The sequence below is a fragment of the Lysobacter sp. Root667 genome (assembly GCF_001427715.1).
Classification (GTDB): Bacteria; Pseudomonadota; Gammaproteobacteria; order Xanthomonadales; family Xanthomonadaceae; genus Lysobacter.
Map to the genome: position 1 here is coordinate 292114 of NZ_LMHF01000014.1, position 20013 is coordinate 312126.

Here is a 20013-nt window from a genome sequence, read left to right on the forward strand (position 1 = left end):
AGGCGTTGCGGGTGAGCGCCACCGGGAAATTGGAGCGGCCTAAGCCATTGATTCAATAGCAAAGTTGCCCAAACTCTTAATCAATAGGTCCAAGGTTCGAATCCTTGACGGCCCACCAATTCAAAGGCACCCGCGACGCAAGTCCGGGTGCCTTTTTCTTTGTCCGGAGCTTTGCGTCAGGCCGGGAGATTCGGGCGCTACGCCGATGCCGTGCGAGCGGCCGGCCGTTCTAGAATCCTGGGACGACGGACAAGGAGCAGGTCATGCGTAAGCGGCAAGGAATCGCGGTCGTGGCGTTCGCGGCGTTGGCGATGATGTTCAGCGGCGGCGTCGGCGCCATCGACAGTCGCGGAGCGGTGCGTGCGGCCAATGTCTGGACCAAGTTCCATCCGGGCGACGATATCCGTACCGATATCCGGGCGAGCCGCGTCCAGATCGCGGATCTGGATCGCGACGGCGTGGACGAAGTGGTCTATCTGCTCACCGCGACCTGCATCGGCGCGAGCTTCGACTGCACCAACGACGTCGTGGTGATGACGCCGTTGCGCAAGGGCGATCCGCGCTTGCGTACCGGCCGTCTCGATAACGATTACATGACCGACCTGTGGCGACGCGCCGAGCAAAGCGGCTATGGCGACGATACGTCCTTGCATGTGCCTGGCGACGTGCGCGCGCTGGCGATCGTGGGCGACCGCGTCCAGGTCACCTTCGACGTCGTGCGCGATTCGCCGATCTGCAAGCGCTCCCTCGATCGCGGCTCGGCAGGTCCTTGCCCAGAGCCGGGTCGTTACCGCTGGACGTTGTCCTGGCGGGAGGGCGCGCTGTCGAAGACGCGCGAGATTCTATTGGGTCGGGACGACTGAAGCGGCGACCGCCGCCGCGCGATAGGCGCGCTGCTTCTTCCAGCCAGAACGGTCCCAACGCGCAGGATGCGTGGTTTGTTCAAGCCACGCGAGCGGCATGGGCGCCAGCATGCCGGCTCCCCGGTCGCCTGGAGCGAAGATGAAACGCTGGATGCTGCGCCTGTACGCGCCCTTGTTCCTGTTCGGCTTCGTCGGCACGGCGGTGTGGTGGGTCGCCCACCGCGACGGCGATGCGCTGTGGTTGCTGCCGTTGCTGGGCCTGGCGGCGCTATTGTCCTTCGTCGCCGAGCACCTTTGGCCGTACGACCGGAGCTTCAACCGGGACCACGGCGATCGCGGCCGCGATGCCTTGCACGTGCTGGTCAACGAAGGCTTGAACCTGCTGTCGATCGGCCTGATCCCGCTGCTCGCGGGGTGGATGCCGTGGCGGTGCTGGCCGACCCAGTGGCCGTTCGCCGCGCAACTGCTGTTGGCCATCGTCGGCGCCGATCTGGGCCTGACCCTCATGCACTACGCCAGCCATCGCATCGGCTGGCTGTGGCGCTTGCATGCCGTGCACCACAGCGTGAGCCGGATGTACGGCTTCAACGGTCTGATGAAGCATCCGCTGCACCAAGCCACCGAAGCCGTGGGCGGAGTGCTGCCATTGCTGGTGCTGGGCATGCCGTATCCGCTGGCGGCGGTGCTGGCCTTCGCCATCGCCATCCAACTGCTGTTGCAGCATTCCAATGTCGACATGCGGCCTGGCTGGCTGGGCCGGGTGATGGCATGGGCGCCGCTGCACCGCTTCCATCACCTGCGCTACGGCAGCGCCGGCGACGTCAACTTCGGGCTGTTCTTCACCGTCTGGGATCGGCTGCTGGGAACCGCCTTCGATGCGCCGGCTTATCGCCTGAGCGGGCGCGACCTGGGCATCGGCAGCCAACCGGATTACCCGCGCGACTATGTCGGCCAGTTGCTGGCGCCGTTTCGCGAGCTGCCGCATGCAGAGGTGCCGGCGTTGCCGCCGCAGCTCGCGCAGGCGCGCTCGCGTTAGGCCTGCACCTGCAGGCCGCGCAGCTGCGCGGCGCTGATGCCGAACATGCGCCGCAAGCTGCGCGACAGATGCGCCAGGTCGGCGAAACCGGCGGCGTGCGCGCTGGCGGTCAGGCTGTCGCCGGCGAGGTGGTGAACTAAGGCCTGGTGCAAACGCCGCCACAGCACCCAGCCACGCAGGCTGACCGCCAGGTCGGACTGGAAGCGCCGATGCAGCTGGCTGGGGGAGAGGTGCGCGGCCTGGGCGATATCGGCGGCAGCCACGCTATCGGGCAGGCGTGCGCCGATTTCGGCGATGGCCGCCTGCAGGCGCCGGTCCAAGGCTTGCGCCCGGCAAAGGCCGGGCAACCGCGATCGTAGCGCCGGCAGCCGGGCCGGCAGCTGCGGCAATTGCTGGGCTATCGCCTCGACATCGGCGTGGCCAGGTTCGAGGAACACCGTGCAGCCTTCAGCCGGCGCGGCGAGCACGGCATGCGGCTGGAACGACGGCAGCCACAAGCGCTGGCCCTGGCGTCGTTCGCCGTCGATCTCCACTTGCCACGGCGCGCCCTCGCTGAGCAGCAGCTGGTGCGCGTAATGGGCATGACGGAGGCTGCCGCCGGCCCGGCCTTGCAACACCGCCACGTGCTCGCCGAGCAGCAGGGTACCGGTCCAGGCGCTGTGGGATGGCAATGCAGGCATGCGGGATTGGGCGGAGCGAGCGGCGCTCGCGAACGACCGATTGTGGCCGATATCGGGCATTACGAAAACGCCGGCGCGCCGCTGGCGTCTCGCAGGCGCTCGTTCGCCGACCCTACTCGCGGCGCTTGCGCGGCTTGCGGGTGCGCGGCTTGCCGCTGTCGCGTTGCGGCGGCTCTTGCGCAGCGAGGACGCCGCCTTCGTTCATCTGTTCCAGCCACGACAAGGCGTCGACGTAGGCCAGGAACTGCTGCAGATAGCCGGGCGAAAGTTCACGCATCAGGCTGAGCGAGCGGTGGACGAGGCGGCTGGAATTGAGCGGGCCGGCATTGCTGGGTGCGTCCTCCAGCGAGCGTCGGACCTGACTGTCGCTGCGCACGCTGGCCCAGATCTTGCGGAAGTCGTCGAGCATTCCCAGTTCCGGAAGCACGGCGCGAGCGGCGTTGTCGTCGGCGACCTTGCCGCCGTTGCGCGACGCGGCGCGACCGGCGAGTTCGTCGGCCAGTTCGCCGAGCATTCCGCGTGCGGGCATGCCGATGGGGCTGGCATCGGCAGCATGAGCGGCGGTACGCGCGAGATCGCCGGCATAGGCCGCGATCAGATCGGACAGGCGGCGCTCCAGCTCGCGCCGGGCATCGCCGTCGCGGTCGATCGCGCGCCGCCGCAGCGCCACCAGGTAGTGGAAGGCGAGGGGATCCATGCGGTCGGCGCCTTGTTCGCGCCAGGCATCGAGGATCGCGTGGTCGGGGACCGGGTTATCGCGCATCGGAAGACGCGGTGGCGTGCCGCAATCGTGGCACCGGCGCCATCTCCACGCGCCGGTTGCTGGCGCGTCCGGCTTCGTCGGTGTTGGCAGCGACCGGCTGCTCGGCGCCGAACGCGGCGGCGAATACCGAGGACGAGGGCACGCCTTCGGCGATCAGGGCGCGGGTCACGGTCAGGGCGCGCTGGGCGGAGAGTTCCCAGTTGTCGGCGAACTCGCGGTTGCCGTCGCTGACCTGGCGGTCGTCGGTATAGCCGCTCACCATCAGCGCTTCGTCGCGTGCGCGCAGATATTCCGCAAGCGGGCCAGCCAGGCTCTTGAGCACTTCGCGGCCTTCGGGCTGCAAGCGATCGGAATTCAAGGCGAACAGCACGCTGCCGCGGATACCGATGCGCCCGTCGACCAGGGTGATCCGGCCCGCCGCCAAGGGCACGGCCAGCGCACGCTCCAGGGTCAGGCGGCGCTGGGTCTCGATCTTGCGCTGCGCGATCTCCTGGTTGAGCTTGATCTCCAACTGCAGTTGCACGGCGATCACGCCGACCAGGATCAGCACGAACGCGCCGAGCAGGATCGACATCAGGTCGCCGAACGCGGCCCAGACCGAAACCGAGGCGTCCGCGCCGCCATCGACCTCGCTGCTGATGTCCGTGCTCATGCCGCTGCGGCGTCGTTCGACGCACGCGAAGCGGGCAACTGTTGCAGGTCCTCGACGATCTGCTTCTGCGCGAGCAGGCTCAGGTCGATGACCTCGCGCGCCTGGGCGACGTAGTACGCCAGTTGCTCGTCGCTGCGTACCAGCGATTTCTGCAGCGCGTCTTCGATCCCCTGCAGGCGGTCGGCGAGCTTGTCGTTCGAGTCGCCGAACACGCGCACGGCGGCGCCGAAGGCTTCGCCCAGGCTCGCCACTTCGACCGCGCCCACGCTGACCTGGTGGGCGACCGCGCCGAGCTTGCCGGTTTCGGATTCGATATGGCCCATGAAGCGGGTGCCGACCCGGTCGAGCAGCTCCGCCGAAGTCGCGACCAGCGCATCGATGGCGCCGCGCTGTTCGGTGGAGGCGTGATTCACGGCGGACAGGAGGGTGTCCAGCGTGGACAGCAGCTGGGTGCGCTCTTCCAGCACCGCGGTATCGCGGGCCATGCTCTCGGACAGGTTCTGGCGCAGCTCGGCGATGACTTCGGCGGCGGCCTTGGGCGCTTCAGAGGCGGTGTCCACGAGTCGCGAAATCTCGGCGATCGTTTCGCTGGCATGCGCCTGCGTGCGCGCGCCGATCTCGTCCGCGGTGCGGGCCAGGCTGTCGCAGATGCTTTGCTGGCGGCTCGCCGTGTCGATGCCGGCCTGCGCCCAGTCCTCGCGCAGGGCGCTGCTCATCGACGCCAGGGATTCGGTCCAGGCGGTCAGGCGCTGTTGATCCTGAGCGGCCAGCGCCGTCCGCAACTCGCCATGAGACTGATCGACACTGCGCAGCAACGAAGCCGAGTGCTGCGCGAAGGTAGCGGCCGCCGCGGTCAGCGCCTCCTGATTTTGGCTGGACAGGGCCGCGTTGACGTCCTGCTGCTGCGCCAGCGCCTGGGTCCAGGCCTGCGTCACGGCGCTTGCGGTGGTGTCGAGGCGGGCGCCGACGTTGTCCAGCAGGTCGGTCGAGCGCTGCTCGAAGCTGGCGCCGAATTGATCCAGCGCGTCGCGCAGTTCGCGGGTGAGGGTTTCGTTGCTTCGCTGCTGTTCGGCCAGCGACTGGTTCCAGATGCCCGCGACGTTGGCGGCGGCGGTTTCGAAACCGGCCGACAAGCCCTGCAATTGCCGCTCCACGGCCTGGTGGACCGTGCCGTGCAGCGCGGTGGTCTCGCGCGCCATGGCCGCCATCGTCGTCTCCATGACCGGTTGCAAGGCTTCGCTGGCGACGCGGACGCTGTCGGAGACGCTCTTCTGCAACGACTGCTCCACAGAGGACGCCAGTTGCGCGAACACGGCCTGGGTCCTGTCGTGGAAGGCCGCCTGGCTGGCGATCTGGCGCTCGTTGGTGGCCAGGCTTTGCTGTTCGATCGTCGCCATCATCGTCTGCAGGCGGTCGATCAGCGCGGGCATCAGCTCGGTCTGCAGTTGCAGCAGCCTGAAGCTTTCCTCGCGTCGATGGGTCTGCGAATGGCTGCGCAGGCTGGTCGCGATCTTCGCGTCCAGCCACTGCACCACCCGCAGCCGCTCGCGCCTGCACAGCGCGGCCAGCAGGCCCAGCATCGCCGAGGTCGCGACACCCGCGATCGAGGTGCCGAAGGCGAATCCGAGCCCCTTCACCGGTGCGGCCAGGGAGTCGCGGATCGCCTGCAGGTCGGTCGCGGTTTCCAGCGCCAGTCCGGTGCCCCTGAGCATCGCCATCATGCCCAGCAGCGTGCCCAGCATGCCCAGCAGCACCAGCAGGCCGACCAGGTAGGGCGTCAGCGCCGGCCCCGGCAGCGCCACGCGCTGGCCTTCGATGCGCTGGCGCGTCGCATTGCGCAGGGAAGGATCGAGCTGGGCGAGCCAGTCCTCCAGGCTGGACGGTGCTGCGGACAGCTCGCCGAGGCCGCGCTCCAGCGTGGCCGTGGCCTGTCGGTAGCGCAGCAGCTCCAGTCCTCCGGCCAGATAGCCGGCGCCGATCAGCAGGGTGACGGCCAGGCCCAGCGGGTTCGAGACCAGATAGCCGGCGCCGATCCAGCACACCGCGACCAGGCCGAGCAGGAAGACAACAAGATCAAGCAGTCTGAACATCAGGCACCAATGAGTGGCTGCGAAGCGCCGCGAGCAGGGCTTCCAGCGGTAAAAAACGCACATCCAGTTCGGCGAGCAACACGCCCTGCATGTCCTTGCGAAATACGTTCAGCCAGGCATCGGCCGCCGCGCCGGGCGTGCCGTCCGCGGCCGCCTGCGCGGCCGGGCGCAAGCGTTCGAAATGCGCGCCGAGCAAGGCCGGGACCGCCGCCAGCAAGGCCTGCTCGCGCGGACTCAGCACCGCTTCCATCAGCGCGTCCAGCTCGGCGAGGCGGGCGGTGTCCGCCGACAGGCCGACGAGCAGGTCGCGCAGCCGTCCGCGCAGCCGGCCGGTCGCCGTCAGCATCGCCCGCTGCGTGGCGAGGTAATGCTGCTGGAAAATCGCGTAGTCGGCTTGCGCGGGTTCGGCGTCGGCCTGGGTGGGGGCGGGCAGTTCCAGGCAGGCGGCGATCGCGCTGCCCAGCGAGGCGCGCGTAGCGGCGTACGCGGACTCTTCCGTGCCGTCGAAGACCGGTCCGCCCGGTTCTACCGCCGGCGGCTTGCCGTCCAGGACCCGGGACAAGGCCACGGCCCGGGTCCAGTCGATCCAATCGCTCAGCCGGTCCGACAGCGACGGCTGGGGCGGTGGAACGTCGATATCGGTAAGACGGGCGAGCAGGCGGATGAACGTCGGGCCACGGACCAGCGTCCGTTGTGAAGCTTCCAAAATACGAATGGCCAAAAAACGACCAGTTTACAGGCAGCGGGGATGCCGGGCGCTGCCGACTTCCGGCGCGCGGGTGGCCCGGGATTCAGGCCGGGTCTGCTCCGGCCCCGCGATCGGGGCGCGAGGGCGGATGCGGCGCCTGCCATGCCGATGCCGTCTCAGGGCCGGCTCGCGCGGCCGCAGCGGGCGTCCATACGCCGATCCGGACATTGCGGCAGCGGCTACCATTCGGCGGTTTCCCGATGCCATGCCGACCGATCCCATGACCGCACTGAAAGGCCTGCTCGACGCGCTGGAAGCGGACTCGGCGCTGCTGGAGCCGCTGCGGCTGCGTGAGCGCTCGCAGGCGCTGGATCGCCTGGAGCGGGCGCTGGATTTCGCCGCCTACGACCTGGCTGCCGTGGGCGAGCAGGCCCGCGCGCGGGGGCTGCTCGCCCGGCTGGAGGCCCTAGATCAGGCTTTCTATGACGAGCTGCGCGAGGACATCCGCCAAGGCGGTACGCGACTGTTGCAGTGGGCCAGGCAAACCGGCGAGGCGGCCACGGGCGAGCATTACGACCACCTCGACGAACTCGTCAGCGGCGTACTGCGCCTGCCAGCGCCCGGCGACGACGTGGGCGCGCTCGGCGAGGAGATGGTGTTCTACCAGCCGACGCCGGCACGGCACGCCTTCGACCTGCTGCGGCGATTGTCGCTGGGCGCCGACGACCTGCTGATCGACCTCGGCGCCGGCCTGGGCCATGTGCCGCTGCTGGTCGCCGCCTGCACTGGCGCCCACGCCCACGGCATCGAGATCGAGCCGGCCTACGTCGCCAGTGCGCGCGCCTGCGCCGCCGAACTCGGCCTGGATCGCGCCAGCTTCGCCTGCGCGGATGCGCGCGAGGCCAATCTGGACGCCGGTAACGTCTATTACCTGTACACGCCGTTCACCGGCGCGATCCTGCGGCAAGTGTTGGATGCGCTGGCGCAGCAGGCGAAAGGGCGCACGATCCGTGTCTGCACGCTGGGCCCGTGTACCTCGATGGTCGCCGCCGAGCCATGGCTCGACGGCGACGCACTGCCGCGCGGCGACCGTATCGCGGTGTTCGTCAGCCGCTGAACGTGTCGCCCGCGCTTAGAACGCGGTATGCATCGTTCCGCCCGGCGAGGACGATCGCTCCACCGGTTCGGCGCATTTCCCGAATCGGTTAAGCCTGCGCTGGGACGCGGGCCGTACTTTGGAGCGTATCCACGGACGAGGAGGTCGCTCATGCGTAACTTGGGATGGGGGCTCGCCTTGGGCCTGGTGCTGGCAGCGCCCGCCTGGGCCAGCGATTCGGTCGCCTTCGGCAACCGCGTCATCGTGCTCGGCGACGGCGTGGGGCAGGTCTATCAGGTTGCCGGCGCGCCGAGCCGGATCAAAAAGATCGAGAACAAGCACGGCGCCGAAGTCGGTGAGCGCTTCGAATATTTCCGCGACGGCAAGACCACGCTGATCACGATCAAGGACGGCAAGGTCGCGGCGATCGACGAAGTGCACGGAACGGCGGCCGGCCATACCGCTACCGTGCAAGCCGCGGACTAGCGGTCGCGGCGGCGGCCGGTCCACAGGCGCGTGTTCGCCCGCGCAGCCGGTTGCGGCCGCGCGCAGGCGCTCGCGCCATCGCCCTTTGCGCGCGCCCGCGTTGCGCGCCTAGAATGCCCGGCCCGCGTTGCGGGGCGGCGCGAACGCGAAAGTGGCGGAATTGGTAGACGCACTGGATTTAGGTTCCAGCGGGTAACCCCCGTGCGGGTTCGAGTCCCGCCTTTCGCACCAGCCCCGGCGCCGGCTACGAGGAGCGCCCAACGCGCATGCAGGACCTGTTCGCCCCGTCCGAGACCTTCGAAACCCTGGCGATGGACGGCGCCGATGTGTCGCGGCTGGCGCATCTGGACCTGGGCCGGCCCGACGCCGAGATCCTGGCCGAGCTGATCGAACAGGTGCCCTGGCGCGCCGAGCGGATCGTGGTGTTCGGGCGCGAGGTCGCGCAGCCGCGCCTGAGCGCGTGGTACGGCGATGCCAATGCCGCCTACACCTACTCCGGCCTGCACCTGCAGCCGCACCCGTGGACGCCGCTGCTGGCCGACCTGAAGAGACGGGTGGAGCGGGCCAGCGGCGCGGTTTTCAACAGCGTCCTGCTCAATTACTACCGCGACCACCGCGACGGCATGGGTTTCCACAGCGACGACGAGCCCGAACTCGGGCCGCGCCCGACCATCGCCTCGCTCAGCCTGGGCGAGCGGCGGGTGTTCGTGATGAAGCGCAGGGTCGCGCGCGGGGCTGCCCCCAGCGTCACCCCGCCCGTGCGGATTCCGCTGGATTCAGGCTGCCTGCTGCTGATGCGCGGCGACACCCAGCGCCACTGGCTGCACGGCATCGCCAAGCTGTCCCGGCCCTGCGGCCCGAGGCTGAACCTGACCTTCCGCCGGATCCTGCGCTGAGCCCGGAGCGGGGCGGTCGCGCCTGAGCCCGGAATTCGGGACGCCGGCCCGACCGGCTGGCAGCGCGGCCCGTAATCGGCGAAACTAGTAAGTTCCGCTGGAGGGCGCTGGCCCGGCCGGCGGTCGGACAGGTCTTCAACATCGTGCCGCGACGGGCCGTCGCGGTAGCAGGAGTGGATATGCAAGTTTCGGTCGAATCGCTGGGTAATCTGGAACGCCGTCTGACCTTCAGTCTCCCGGCGGATCGCCTCGAGAGCCAGGTCGGCGGTCGCCTGCGCGAAATCGCGCGCGGCGCCAAGATCAAGGGTTTCCGTCCCGGCAAGGTGCCGGCCAAGGTGATCGAGCAGCGTTTCGGCGAGCAGGTCCGCGCCGAAGTGCTCGACGGCCTGCTGCGCGAAGGCTTCAGCAATGCCGTGCGCCAGGAGTCGCTGCAGATCGCGGGCAACCCGATGATCGAGCCGGCGGCCGCCGAGGGCGGTGAGCTGGCCTATGTCGCCACCTTCGAAGTGGTGCCGGACTTCGGCGACATCGACGTCGCCAAGCTCAATGTCGTGCGCCACACCGCGGACGTCGCGGACGCCGACATCGAGGCGATGATCGAGAATCTGCGCCTGCAGCGCCGCACCTGGAACCCGGTCGAGCGCGCGGCCGCCGCCGGCGACGCGGTCGAGATCGAGACCTGGTCGCAGATCGGCGACGAGCGCATTCCCGCCGAAGGCGTCGAGCGCGGCGCGACCGTGATCGGCTCGGGCGCGATGTTCGGCGCCATCGAGGACGCGCTGGTCGGCCTCAAGGCCGGCGACGAGAAGATCGCCGCGATCGACTTCCCGACCGATTGGCGCGTGCCGCAGTTCGCCGGCCGCACCGTCGAAGTGCATCTCAAGGCCACCCAGGTGTCCGAGCCGGTGCTGCCGGACGTCGATGCCGCCTTCATCAAGAGCTTCGGCATCAAGAGCGGCGACGTCGAGCAGTTCCGCTCCGACATCCGCAGCAACCTGGAGCGCGAGCTCAAGGGCGCGCTGATGACCCGTCTGCGCCGCGAAGTCGGCGAGCAGTTGATCGCCGCCTACCAGAGCGTCGAAATGCCGCCGAAGCTGGTGGAAGGCGAGGCCCGCGACATGGCCCGCCAGACCGTCGAGCAGGCGCGCCGCCAGGGCCGCCACATCGAAGCCCCGGCCGACGCCTACCTGACCTTCATGGACAGCGCCCGCAAGCGCGTGCTGGTCGGCCTGCTGGTCGGCGAGATCGCGCGCCGCAACCAGCTGATGCTGGACCCGCGCCGCCTCAACGAGACCCTGAAGCTGATCGCCTCGACCTACGAGGAGCCGCAGCAGGTGATCGAGCTGTACCGCAACGACCCGCAGCTGATGAACAGCCTGCAGGGGCGGGTGATGGAAGAGCAGGTGATCGACTGGATCGCCGAGCGCGCCCAGCACACCGAGCAGCCGTTGTCGTTCAGCGAAGCGATCCGCCAGTAACCGTCGGGGCGACGATCCCGCAGGAAGCGAGCGCGCCAGGCAGGCGTCCCGGACCGCGGGACGCCCTTGCGTAGAGGCCCGACAGGCCCCAAGTTGGGCTTAACCGGGAACCTTCGGTACCGCCGAAGGCTCTGCAAAGCATTCAACGTCAGCCATAGGTGCCGTCGAGATGGACAACCGAATCCAAGCCCTGAACCTCGTTCCGATGGTGGTCGAACAGACCAGCCGCGGCGAGCGTGCGTACGACATCTATTCGCGCCTGCTCAAGGAGCGGGTGATCTTCCTGGTCGGCGGGGTCGACGACCATGTCGCCAACGTCATCGTCGCCCAGATGCTGTTCCTCGAGGCCGAGAACCCCGAGAAGGACATCAGCTTCTACATCAACTCGCCGGGCGGCGTGGTCACCGCGGGCATGGCGATCTACGACACCATGCAGTACATCAAGCCCGACGTGAGCACGATCTGCATCGGCCAGGCCGCCAGCATGGGCGCGCTGCTGCTCGCCGCCGGCGCCAAGGGCAAGCGCTACGCCCTGCCGAACTCGCGGGTCATGATCCACCAGCCGTCCGGCGGCTCGCAGGGTCAGGCCACCGACATCGAAATCCAGGCGCGCGAGATCCTGGCCCTGCGCCAGCGCCTCAACGAAGTCCTGGCCAAGCACACCGGCCAGCCGATCGAGACGATCGCGCGCGACACCGAGCGCGACAACTTCAAGAGCGCCGAAGCGGCACGCGAGTACGGTCTGGTCGACCAGGTGCTCGAGCGCCGGCCGGAAGACTCGATCCAGGCGGCCTGATCCCCAGGCTCCGACACCGGCGCGCAAGCCGTTGATCCGGAACCTGTTTTCGGCGACGAACAGACTCGGCGGCCGGCCCGAAGACGGGCCGGAGCGCTGTGTTATCCTCGGGCCGACAGCGCACTACGTACATCCGGATATGGCCCTTAGCGGCACATTCCGTGCACACCGCACCACTTGGGCAAAAGCATGAGCGACGATCGACAGGGACGCAGCACCGGCGATAGCAGCAAGATTCTCTATTGCTCGTTCTGCGGCAAGAGCCAGCACGAGGTCCGCAAGCTGATCGCGGGGCCGAGCGTGTTCATCTGCGACGAATGCGTCGAGCTCTGCAACGACATCATCCGCGAGGAACTCGAGGAGAAGGCGCAGTCGGCGCGTAGCCACCTGCCCAAGCCGCGCGAGATCCTGGAAGTGCTGGATCAGTACGTGATCGGCCAGCTGCGCGCCAAGCGTACGCTCGCGGTCGCCGTGTACAACCATTACAAGCGCATCGAGAGCCGTCAGAAGAACGACGACGTCGAGCTCGCCAAGTCCAATATCCTGCTGGTCGGTCCGACCGGTTCGGGCAAGACCCTGTTGGCCGAGACCCTGGCGCGCCTGCTCAACGTGCCGTTCACGATCGCCGATGCGACCACGCTGACCGAAGCCGGTTACGTGGGCGAGGACGTCGAGAACATCATCCAGAAGCTGCTGCAGAAGTGCGACTACGACGTCGAGAAGGCGCAGCAGGGCATCGTCTACATCGACGAGATCGACAAGATCTCGCGCAAGAGCGACAACCCCTCGATCACCCGCGACGTGTCGGGCGAGGGCGTGCAGCAGGCGCTGCTGAAGCTGATCGAAGGCACGGTCGCCAGCGTGCCGCCGCAGGGCGGCCGCAAGCACCCGCAGCAGGAGTTCCTGCAGGTCGATACCCGCAACATCCTGTTCGTGGTCGGCGGCGCGTTCGCCGGTCTGGACAAGATCATCCAGCAGCGCAGCACCGAGGCCGGCGGCATCGGCTTCGGCGCCAAGGTCAAGAGCAGCGAGCGCAAGGTCGAAGTCGGCAAGATCCTGGCCGAGGTCGAGCCCGAGGATCTGATCAAGTTCGGCCTGATCCCCGAGTTCGTCGGCCGCCTGCCGGTGGTCGCGACCCTGGAAGAACTCGACGAGCAGGCCCTGATCACGATCCTGACCGAGCCCAAGAACGCCATCACCAAGCAGTTCAAGAAGCTGTTCGAGATGGAGAACGTCGAGCTCGAGTTCCGTCCGGACGCCCTGGCCGCGATCGCGCGCAAGGCGCTCAAGCGCAAGACCGGCGCGCGCGGACTGCGCACCATCGTCGAGTCGGTGCTGCTGGACACGATGTACGAACTGCCTTCGCTGGAGAACGTCAGCAAGGTGGTGGTGGACGAGTCGGTGATCGATCACAAGACCGAGCCCTACCTGATCTACCAGACCCCGCCGGCCGCCGCGCCCAAGGTCGCCGCCGCGGACTGAACGCGGCCCCTGGCGACGTTCCCTGTGGACGTCGCATATCAGTCTGTAACCGGCTGATTCCGAAGCGTTTTTACTGCACGGCCCGCGCTGCGAAGCGCGGGCCGCTTGCATCCTATGGCGCAGGCCCCCATAACCGTCCCAAGGGGCCTTCAAGCCCACAATCGCAATCCGGGGCGCCGCCGTCGGCGCCCGGCTTTCCCGTACCGGTTTACCCGTATTCCTCCCCCCGGAGCTGTCATGACCGAACCCACCGAACGCGACGTGCTGGATCTGCCGGTGCTGCCGCTGCGCGACGTCGTCGTGTTCCCGCACATGGTCATCCCGCTGTTCGTCGGCCGCGATAAATCGATTCGCGCCCTCGATCTGGCGATGGAGTCCGACAAGCGCATCCTGCTGGTCGCGCAGAAGTCCGCCGAGACCGACGATCCCGGCGCCGAAGACCTGTACGCGATCGGCACCCTGGCGCATGTGCTGCAACTGCTGAAGCTGCCCGACGGCACCATCAAGGTGCTGGTCGAGGGCGTGTCGCGCGTCGACGTCGATGCCGTGGCCGAGCGCGATGGCGCCCTGGCCGGCCAGGCCCACGTGGTCGAGCCGGTGGTCGATCGCGAAGAACGCGAGGTCGAGGCGATCGCGCGCTCGCTGATGACCCTGTTCGAGCAGTACGTGAAGACCAACCGCAAGCTGCCGCCGGAGCTGATGCAGACCCTGTCGGGCATCGACGAGCCCGGCCGCCTGGCCGACACCATCGCCGCCCACCTGGGCGTGCGCATCGGCGACAAGCAGAAGCTGCTGGAGACGCATGCCATCGGCGCGCGCCTGGAGCAGCTGGTCGGCCTGGTCGACGGCGAAATCGACGTGCAGCAGCTGGAGAAGCGCATCCGCGGCCGGGTCAAGTCGCAGATGGAGAAGAGCCAGCGCGAGTACTACCTCAACGAGCAGATGAAGGCGATCCAGAAGGAGCTCGGCGAGATCGACGATGCGCCCAACGACATCGACGAGCTCACCCGCAAGATCGCCGAGGCCGGCATGCCCAAGCCGGTCGAGACCAAGGCCCGCAACGAGCTCAACAAGCTCAAGCAGATGTCGCCGATGTCGGCCGAAGCCGCGGTGGTGCGCAACTACCTGGACTGGCTGCTGGGCGTGCCGTGGAAGAAGCGCAGCAAGGTGCGCAAGGACCTCAAGGCCGCGCAGGATGTGCTCGACGCCGACCATTTCGGCCTGGAGAAGGTCAAGGAACGCATCCTCGAGTACCTCGCGGTGCAGACCCGGGTAAAGAACATGAAGGGCGCGATCCTGTGCCTGGTCGGCCCGCCGGGCGTGGGCAAGACCTCGCTCGGCCAGAGCATCGCCAAGGCCACCAACCGCAAGTTCGTGCGCATGTCGCTGGGCGGCGTGCGCGACGAGGCCGAGATCCGCGGCCATCGCCGCACCTACGTCGGTTCGATGCCGGGCCGGATCGTGCAGAACCTCAACAAGATCGGCACCAAGAACCCGCTGTTCGTGCTCGACGAAATCGACAAGATGTCGATGGACTTCCGCGGCGATCCGTCCTCCGCGCTGCTGGAGGTGCTGGATCCCGAGCAGAACAACTCGTTCAACGACCACTACCTCGAGGTCGATCTGGACCTGAGCGAAGTGATGTTCGTCGCCACCTCCAACTCGCTGAACATCCCCGGTCCGCTGCTGGACCGCATGGAAGTGATCCGGATCCCGGGTTACACCGAGGAGGAGAAGCTCAACATCGCGATGCGCTACCTGCTGCCCAAGCAGATCAAGGCCAACGGCCTGAAGGCCGATGAAATCAAGATCGCCGAATCGGCGGTGCGCGACATCGTGCGCTACTACACGCGCGAGTCCGGCGTGCGCAACCTCGAGCGCGAGATTTCCAAGATCTGCCGCAAGGTGGTCAAGGAAATCGCCTTGGCCGGTCCCAAGGCCAAGAAGAGCAAGGACGGCGCGCTCAGCGTCAGCTCGAAGAATCTCGACAAGTACCTGGGCGTGCGTCGCTTCGATTTCGGCCGCGCCGAAGAGCAGAACGAAGTCGGCCTGGTCACCGGCCTGGCCTGGACCGAAGTCGGCGGCGACCTGTTGCAGGTCGAAGCCACGCTGGTGCCGGGCAAGGGCCAGCTGCTGCTGACCGGCCAGCTCGGCGACGTGATGAAGGAGTCGGCGTCGGCCGCGCTGTCGGTGGTGCGTTCGCGCGCCGAGCGCCTCGGCATCGACGTCGATTTCCTGCAGAAGCACGATGTGCATCTGCACGTGCCGGAAGGCGCCACGCCCAAGGACGGCCCCAGCGCCGGCATCGGCATGGCCACTGCGCTGGTGTCGATGCTGACCAAGAATCCGGTCAAGGCCGATGTCGCCATGACCGGCGAGATCACCCTGCGCGGCCGCGTGCTGCCGATCGGCGGACTCAAGGAGAAACTGCTGGCTGCGCTGCGCGGCGGTATCCGCACCGTGATCATTCCGGACGAGAACAAGAAGGACCTCGCCGACCTGCCCAAGAGCGTGACCCAGGGCTTGAAGATCCTGCCGGCACGCTGGATCGACGAGGTGCTGGACATCGCGCTCGAGCGTCCGGTGACGCCCACGCCGGTGTCCGGTCCGGACGAAGTTCCGGTACGCGATGGCGGCCAAGCATCGACCCAGCCGGACGTCAAGCATTGACGGATTCCGTTGGTCGGAAAGCGAACGAATGGGCTGGAAGGCCCGTCGTTATTAGCTTTCAGGCTTGCACCCCCAAAATGCCGCTGGTATAACGACCGCAACCGCGCGAAAGCTGCCACGAGACGCAGTAGCGCGCGGCAAACTCGATCGGCGTGGTAACGCTCGCGCAGCGGCCACGCCGATTCTCAGAACACGCGGTAACACCGCACAGGGAGTCAAAGAATGAACAAGGGTGAATTCATCAGCGCCGTCGCCGATGCTGCCGAGCTGTCCAAGACCGATGCAGCCAACGCTGTCGACGCCGTGATCGGCGTGATCACCAAGGCGCTGAAGAAGGGCGATACCGTTACGCTCGTGGGCTTCGGTACGTTCCAGGTCCGCAAGCGCGCCGCGCGCCAGGGCCGCAACCCGAAGACCGGCGACACCATCAAGATCAAGGCCTCGAAGAACCCCGCGTTCAAGGCTGGCAAGGCGCTGAAGGATGCTGTAAACTAAGCGACTCGCTCGGGTGCTTAGCTCAGCGGTAGAGCGTCTCCTTTACACGGAGAGGGTCGGGGGTTCGAAACCCTCAGCACCCACCAGATTCACAGGCCCTACTGCTTAGCCGCCCTCCGGAAACGGTAGCGCCGCAAGGCTAACGAGCCAAGTTTCAAAGTGCGGAGTGGTAGTTCAGTCGGTTAGAATGCTGGCCTGTCACGCCGGAGGTCGCGGGTTCGAGTCCCGTCCACTCCGCCAGTTTCGCCAAAAGCGCCGGAAACGGCGCTTTTGTTTTAAGTGAGGGCCTTCGATTTTGTTGCGCGGCAACAGATGCGCAACCATAAGTCGGACGCGCCAGTTTTAGCGATAAGGTTTCTAGCGGTAAAGTTTCCAGCGGTAAAATTTCAAAAACGCGGAGTGGTAGTTCAGTCGGTTAGAATGCTGGCCTGTCACGCCGGAGGTCGCGGGTTCGAGTCCCGTCCACTCCGCCAGTTTTGCCGAAGGCGCCGGAAACGGCGCCTTCTTTTTTTCCGGCGCCCGCCCCCCCGATTCTGCAGACGCCGTCCCGATTCAGGGCCCGGCGGGGACCGCCCGCCGGCCCCGCCGCGGCCGGCCCGCGCGCCCGGCCCCAAGCGCGCTAAACTGTCCGGCTTACGACCCACGCGACCCGGATATGCTGCAGAAACTTCGCGACAAGACTTCCGGCTGGATCGCCACCGCGATCCTCGGCCTGCTGATCATTCCCTTCGCCTTCGTCGGCATCGAGCAGTACATGGGCCAGCGCACCGATACCTCGGTCGCGCATATCGATGTGCCGCCCTCGTACTGGCCGTCGGCGCCGGCGTGGTGGCCGGTGTCGATGCTGTGGCAGCACGAGAAGATCGAGTCCACCGACTTCCGCACCGCTTTCGAGCAGGAGCGCCAGCGCCGCCGTGCGGCCGAAGGCGAGGCCTTCGACGCGCGCGATTTCGAGACCAAGGAAAACAAGCTCGCGATCCTCGACATGCTGATCGATCGGCGCGTGCAGGAACTGGCGGCCAAGGGCGAAGGCCTGGCGGTCAGCGACGCGTTGGTGAAGAAGACCATCGCCGAAGTGCCGGCGTTCCAGGTCGACGGCAAGTTCAACCTCGACCGTTACCGCCTGGCCCTGGCCTCGCAGGTGCCGGCGCAGACGCCGAAACAGTTCCAGGAAACCGTGCGCCAGTCGCTGCAGCAGTCGCTGCTGGCCGGCGGCCTGGTCGAAAGCGAGTTCGTGACCAGCTCCGAGATGGATCGCCTGATCCGGCTGATGGGCGAGACCCGCGACGTCGGCCTGGTGATGCTGCCGCAGCCGGCGCCCGACACCGGCGCGGTCAGCGCGGCCGAACTGCAGTCCTGGTTCCAGGCGCACACCGCGGACTACCGCGCGCCGGAGAGCGTGACCCTGGAATACGTGGAAGTGAACGCGGCCAGTGTGCCGGCGCTGCCGGCGGCCGACGAGGCCACGCTGCGCAAGCGCTACGAACAGGAAAAGAGCCGTTTCGTCGCCCAGGAACAGCGCCTGGCTTCGCACATTCTGGTGCGCGTGGCCGAGGGCGCGGATGCCGCAGCGCAGAAGGCCGCCGAAACCAAGGCCGCGCAGCTGGCCGCACAGGCCAAGGCGCCGGGTGCGGACTTCGCCGCGCTGGCGCGCGCTAACACCGACGACACCGGCTCCAAGGCCGGCGGCGGCGATCTGGGCTGGGTGAGCAAGGGCATGATGGTGGCGCCGTTCGAGCAGGCGCTGTTCGCCGCTCCGCAGGGCGCGATCGTCGGCCCGGTCAAGACCGACTTCGGCTGGCACGTGATCCAGGTGCGCGAGGTCAAGGCCGGCCAGCAGCAAACCTTCGAGCAGGCGCGCGAAGCGCTGGCGCGCGAGCAGGCCGATGCCGACCGCGAGCGCGTGGTCAGCGATTTCACCGGCCGCCTGGTCGACCTGGTCTACAAGAACCCGTCGTCGCTGGGTCCGGCCGCGCGCGAGATGAACCTGCCGGTGCAGAAGCTCGGCCCGATCACCCGCCAAGGCGCGCGCAACGGTGCCCAGGGCCTGGCCGCAAATCCGGCGCTGCTGCGTGCGGCGTTCTCCGACACCCTGATCCAGGACGGCACGGTCAGCGATCCGATCGAACTCGCCCCGGGCCAGAGCGTGCTGATCCGCGTCACCGCGCACACCCCGGAGCGCTCGCTGCCGCTGGCGCAGGTGCGCGACCAGGTGATCGCCGCGGTCCGCGCCGACCGCGCGACCAAGGCCGCCGCCAAGGAAGCCGACGCACTGCTGGCGCGCCTGCGCGCCGGCGAAACCCTGGAAGCGGTGGCGACGTCCAAGCAGTTGCCGGCGCCGCACACGATTCCGAACCTGCCGCGCGGCGCGCCGATTCCCGACCCTAGCGTTAGCGAGGCCGTGTTCGCGGTCGCGCCGCCTGCGGCCGGCAAGGTCACCCCGGGCCGGGCGATGCTGCCCGATGGCCGCGCGGTGCTGTTCGCGGTCAGCAAGGTCACCCCGGGCGATCTGGCCCAGGTCCCGCCGCCGCAGCGCCAGCAGATGCAGACGCAGCTGGCGCAGATCAGCGGCGCCGACGACATCAAGGCCCTGGTGGCGGCACAGCGCAAGCGCATGAAGGTGACGGTGGTCGATCAGAATCTCTGATCGGTACTCGCGTTATCGCAGACGAAAAGCCCGGCAACCGCCGGGCTTTTTGTTTGCTGCGCTGGGTTTGAGGTTTCCTTCTCCCGCTTGCAGGAGAAGGTGCCCGAAGGGCGGATGAGGGTGGCGATTGAGGTTGGAGTTGCGTGCTTGCGGCGGCCCTCACCCCAACCCCTCTCAGCCTTGCACACCCTTCGGGCGCCGCAAGCGGGAGAGGGGGCTCAAGGCATGGATCTTAATTTTCTTCCCTCGGAAGAAGCGGGAGCGCCCAAAGAAAAAGCCCGGCATCGCGCCGGGCTTTTTCCTCATGCATCCGCGCCGAAGCGCGGCGCGATATCACTCGCCGTCGCCAATCCCAGTCATACCCAGGATGTTGTACCCCGAGTCGACATAGGTGACTTCGCCGGTCACGCCCGCGGCCAGGTCCGAGCACAGGAACGCGGCGACGTTGCCGACCTGTTCGATCGTGACGGTGCGGCGCATCGGCGCGTTCTCCTCGACGTGGCCGAGGATCTTGCGGAAACCGGCGATGCCGGCCGCGGCCAGGGTCTTGATCGGGCCAGCCGAGATCGCGTTGACGCGGGTGCCTTCCGGGCCGAGGTTATAGGCCAGGTAGCGCACGGTCGCTTCCAGGCTGGCCTTGGCCACGCCCATGACGTTGTAGCCGGCCAGGGCGCGTTCGGCGCCGAGGTAGCTCAGGGTCAGGATCGAGCCGTTGCGGCCCTGCATCTGCGGACGCGCGGCCTTGGCCATCGCGGCCAGCGAGTAGGCCGAGATGTCGTGGGCGATGGCGAAGTTCTCGCGGGTCAGGCCGTCGAGGAACTGGCCGGCGATGGCTTCGCGCGGCGCGTAGGCGATGGCGTGGACGAGGATGTCGAAGCCGTCCCAATGCTTGCCCAGCTCCTCGAAGCAGGCGGCGATCTGCTCGTCGCTGGTGACGTCGAGCGGAATCACGATGTCGTTGGCCTGACCTTCCTGGCGGTACTCGGCGGCGGCTTTCTCGACGCGCGACTTGAGCTTTTCGGTCTGGTAGGTGAACGCCAGTTGCGCGCCTTCGCGGTGCATGGCCTCGGCGATGCCGCTGGCGATCGAGCGCTCGCTGGCGATGCCGGTGATCAATGCGCGCTTGCCTTGCAGGAAACCCATGTGCACTCCCTAAAACTTGGTGGACGCGGCCGTCGCCGGACGCTTACGGAAC

At 67.6% G+C, this 20013-nt stretch carries 17 protein-coding genes and 5 tRNA genes; 16 read left to right on the top strand and 6 right to left on the bottom strand.

Annotated elements, in window-relative coordinates; translation table 11 throughout:
* Window positions 1–9: 9 nt before the first annotated feature.
* The 3 genes from ASD78_RS20915 to ASD78_RS16800 all read left to right on the top strand — a co-directional run bounded on the left by ASD78_RS20915 (window position 10) and on the right by ASD78_RS16800 (window position 1899).
* Window positions 10–118 (top strand) — tRNA-OTHER (locus tag ASD78_RS20915).
* A gap of 145 nt (window positions 119–263) precedes the next feature.
* Entirely contained in the window at window positions 264–863 is a 600-nt protein-coding gene (locus tag ASD78_RS16795; RefSeq protein WP_056103515.1) for a hypothetical protein, read from the top strand.
* A gap of 139 nt (window positions 864–1002) precedes the next feature.
* Window positions 1003–1899, top strand: coding sequence for a sterol desaturase family protein (locus ASD78_RS16800; RefSeq protein WP_055909566.1), 897 nt, complete (start codon window positions 1003–1005; stop codon window positions 1897–1899).
* Here ASD78_RS16800 and ASD78_RS16805 read toward each other — a convergent pair.
* From ASD78_RS16805 to ASD78_RS16825, 5 genes are all read right to left on the bottom strand, one after another.
* Window positions 1896–2579: a helix-turn-helix domain-containing protein gene (locus ASD78_RS16805; protein ID WP_056103518.1), complete on the bottom strand. Its 684-nt coding sequence runs from the start codon at window positions 2577–2579 to the stop codon at window positions 1896–1898. The genes ASD78_RS16800 and ASD78_RS16805 overlap by 4 nt on opposite strands.
* Before the next feature lie 112 nt (window positions 2580–2691).
* The gene (locus ASD78_RS16810) at window positions 2692–3342 is read right to left on the bottom strand and encodes a DUF2894 domain-containing protein (protein WP_056103521.1); all 651 of its coding nucleotides are present in this window, start codon (window positions 3340–3342) and stop codon (window positions 2692–2694) included.
* Window positions 3332–3994, bottom strand: coding sequence for an OmpA family protein (locus ASD78_RS16815; protein ID WP_056103523.1), 663 nt, complete (start codon window positions 3992–3994; stop codon window positions 3332–3334). Before ASD78_RS16815 ends, ASD78_RS16810 begins: the two co-directional genes overlap by 11 nt.
* Window positions 3991–6084, bottom strand: coding sequence for a DUF802 domain-containing protein (locus tag ASD78_RS16820; RefSeq protein WP_056103526.1), 2094 nt, complete (start codon window positions 6082–6084; stop codon window positions 3991–3993). The genes ASD78_RS16815 and ASD78_RS16820 overlap by 4 nt, the downstream gene beginning before the upstream one ends.
* The gene (locus tag ASD78_RS16825) at window positions 6068–6805 is read right to left on the bottom strand and encodes a DUF3348 family protein (RefSeq protein WP_156087839.1); all 738 of its coding nucleotides are present in this window, start codon (window positions 6803–6805) and stop codon (window positions 6068–6070) included. The genes ASD78_RS16820 and ASD78_RS16825 overlap by 17 nt, the downstream gene beginning before the upstream one ends.
* A gap of 247 nt (window positions 6806–7052) precedes the next feature.
* On the opposite strand from ASD78_RS16825, the gene ASD78_RS16830 reads away from it, so the two are divergent.
* From ASD78_RS16830 to ASD78_RS16890, 13 genes are all read left to right on the top strand, one after another.
* Window positions 7053–7889, top strand: a complete 837-nt coding sequence (locus ASD78_RS16830) for a class I SAM-dependent methyltransferase (protein WP_156087840.1) — start codon at window positions 7053–7055, stop codon at window positions 7887–7889.
* A 177-nt stretch (window positions 7890–8066) separates the two neighbouring features.
* Window positions 8067–8354, top strand: a complete 288-nt coding sequence (locus ASD78_RS16835) for a hypothetical protein (protein WP_056103532.1) — start codon at window positions 8067–8069, stop codon at window positions 8352–8354.
* Window positions 8355–8499: 145 nt separating this feature from the next.
* Window positions 8500–8585 (top strand) — tRNA-Leu (locus ASD78_RS16840).
* A gap of 35 nt (window positions 8586–8620) precedes the next feature.
* Window positions 8621–9250 carry an alpha-ketoglutarate-dependent dioxygenase AlkB gene (locus ASD78_RS16845; protein ID WP_056103535.1) on the top strand — a complete coding sequence of 210 codons (630 nt, stop codon included), beginning with the start codon at window positions 8621–8623 and terminating at the stop codon, window positions 9248–9250.
* A gap of 179 nt (window positions 9251–9429) precedes the next feature.
* Window positions 9430–10728 (top strand): trigger factor, encoded by a 1299-nt coding sequence (gene tig, locus ASD78_RS16850; RefSeq protein ID WP_056103538.1) that lies wholly within the window; start codon window positions 9430–9432, stop codon window positions 10726–10728.
* Between the two features lie 169 nt (window positions 10729–10897).
* Window positions 10898–11524, top strand: a complete 627-nt coding sequence (gene clpP, locus ASD78_RS16855; protein ID WP_055909587.1) for an ATP-dependent Clp endopeptidase proteolytic subunit ClpP — start codon at window positions 10898–10900, stop codon at window positions 11522–11524.
* Between the two features lie 189 nt (window positions 11525–11713).
* Window positions 11714–13006 carry an ATP-dependent Clp protease ATP-binding subunit ClpX gene (gene clpX / locus ASD78_RS16860; RefSeq protein ID WP_055909590.1) on the top strand — a complete coding sequence of 431 codons (1293 nt, stop codon included), beginning with the start codon at window positions 11714–11716 and terminating at the stop codon, window positions 13004–13006.
* A gap of 237 nt (window positions 13007–13243) precedes the next feature.
* Complete coding sequence (gene lon, locus ASD78_RS16865) at window positions 13244–15676, top strand: endopeptidase La (protein WP_056103541.1); 2433 nt, start codon at window positions 13244–13246, stop codon at window positions 15674–15676.
* A 222-nt stretch (window positions 15677–15898) separates the two neighbouring features.
* Window positions 15899–16171: an HU family DNA-binding protein gene (locus tag ASD78_RS16870; RefSeq protein ID WP_055909597.1), complete on the top strand. Its 273-nt coding sequence runs from the start codon at window positions 15899–15901 to the stop codon at window positions 16169–16171.
* Between the two features lie 11 nt (window positions 16172–16182).
* Window positions 16183–16257: transfer RNA gene (locus ASD78_RS16875), tRNA-Val, on the top strand.
* A gap of 77 nt (window positions 16258–16334) precedes the next feature.
* Window positions 16335–16411 (top strand) — tRNA-Asp (locus ASD78_RS16880).
* 156 nt (window positions 16412–16567) lie between these two features.
* Window positions 16568–16644: transfer RNA gene (locus ASD78_RS16885), tRNA-Asp, on the top strand.
* A 182-nt stretch (window positions 16645–16826) separates the two neighbouring features.
* A complete protein-coding gene (locus tag ASD78_RS16890) occupies window positions 16827–18818 on the top strand; it encodes a peptidyl-prolyl cis-trans isomerase (RefSeq protein WP_056103544.1) in 1992 nt (663 codons plus the stop codon).
* Between the two features lie 333 nt (window positions 18819–19151).
* Here ASD78_RS16890 and ASD78_RS16895 read toward each other — a convergent pair whose 3' ends face one another.
* On the bottom strand, window positions 19152–19961 hold the full coding sequence (locus ASD78_RS16895; protein ID WP_055909603.1) for an enoyl-ACP reductase: 810 nt from the start codon (window positions 19959–19961) through the stop codon (window positions 19152–19154).
* Window positions 19962–20013: the final 52 nt, after the last annotated feature.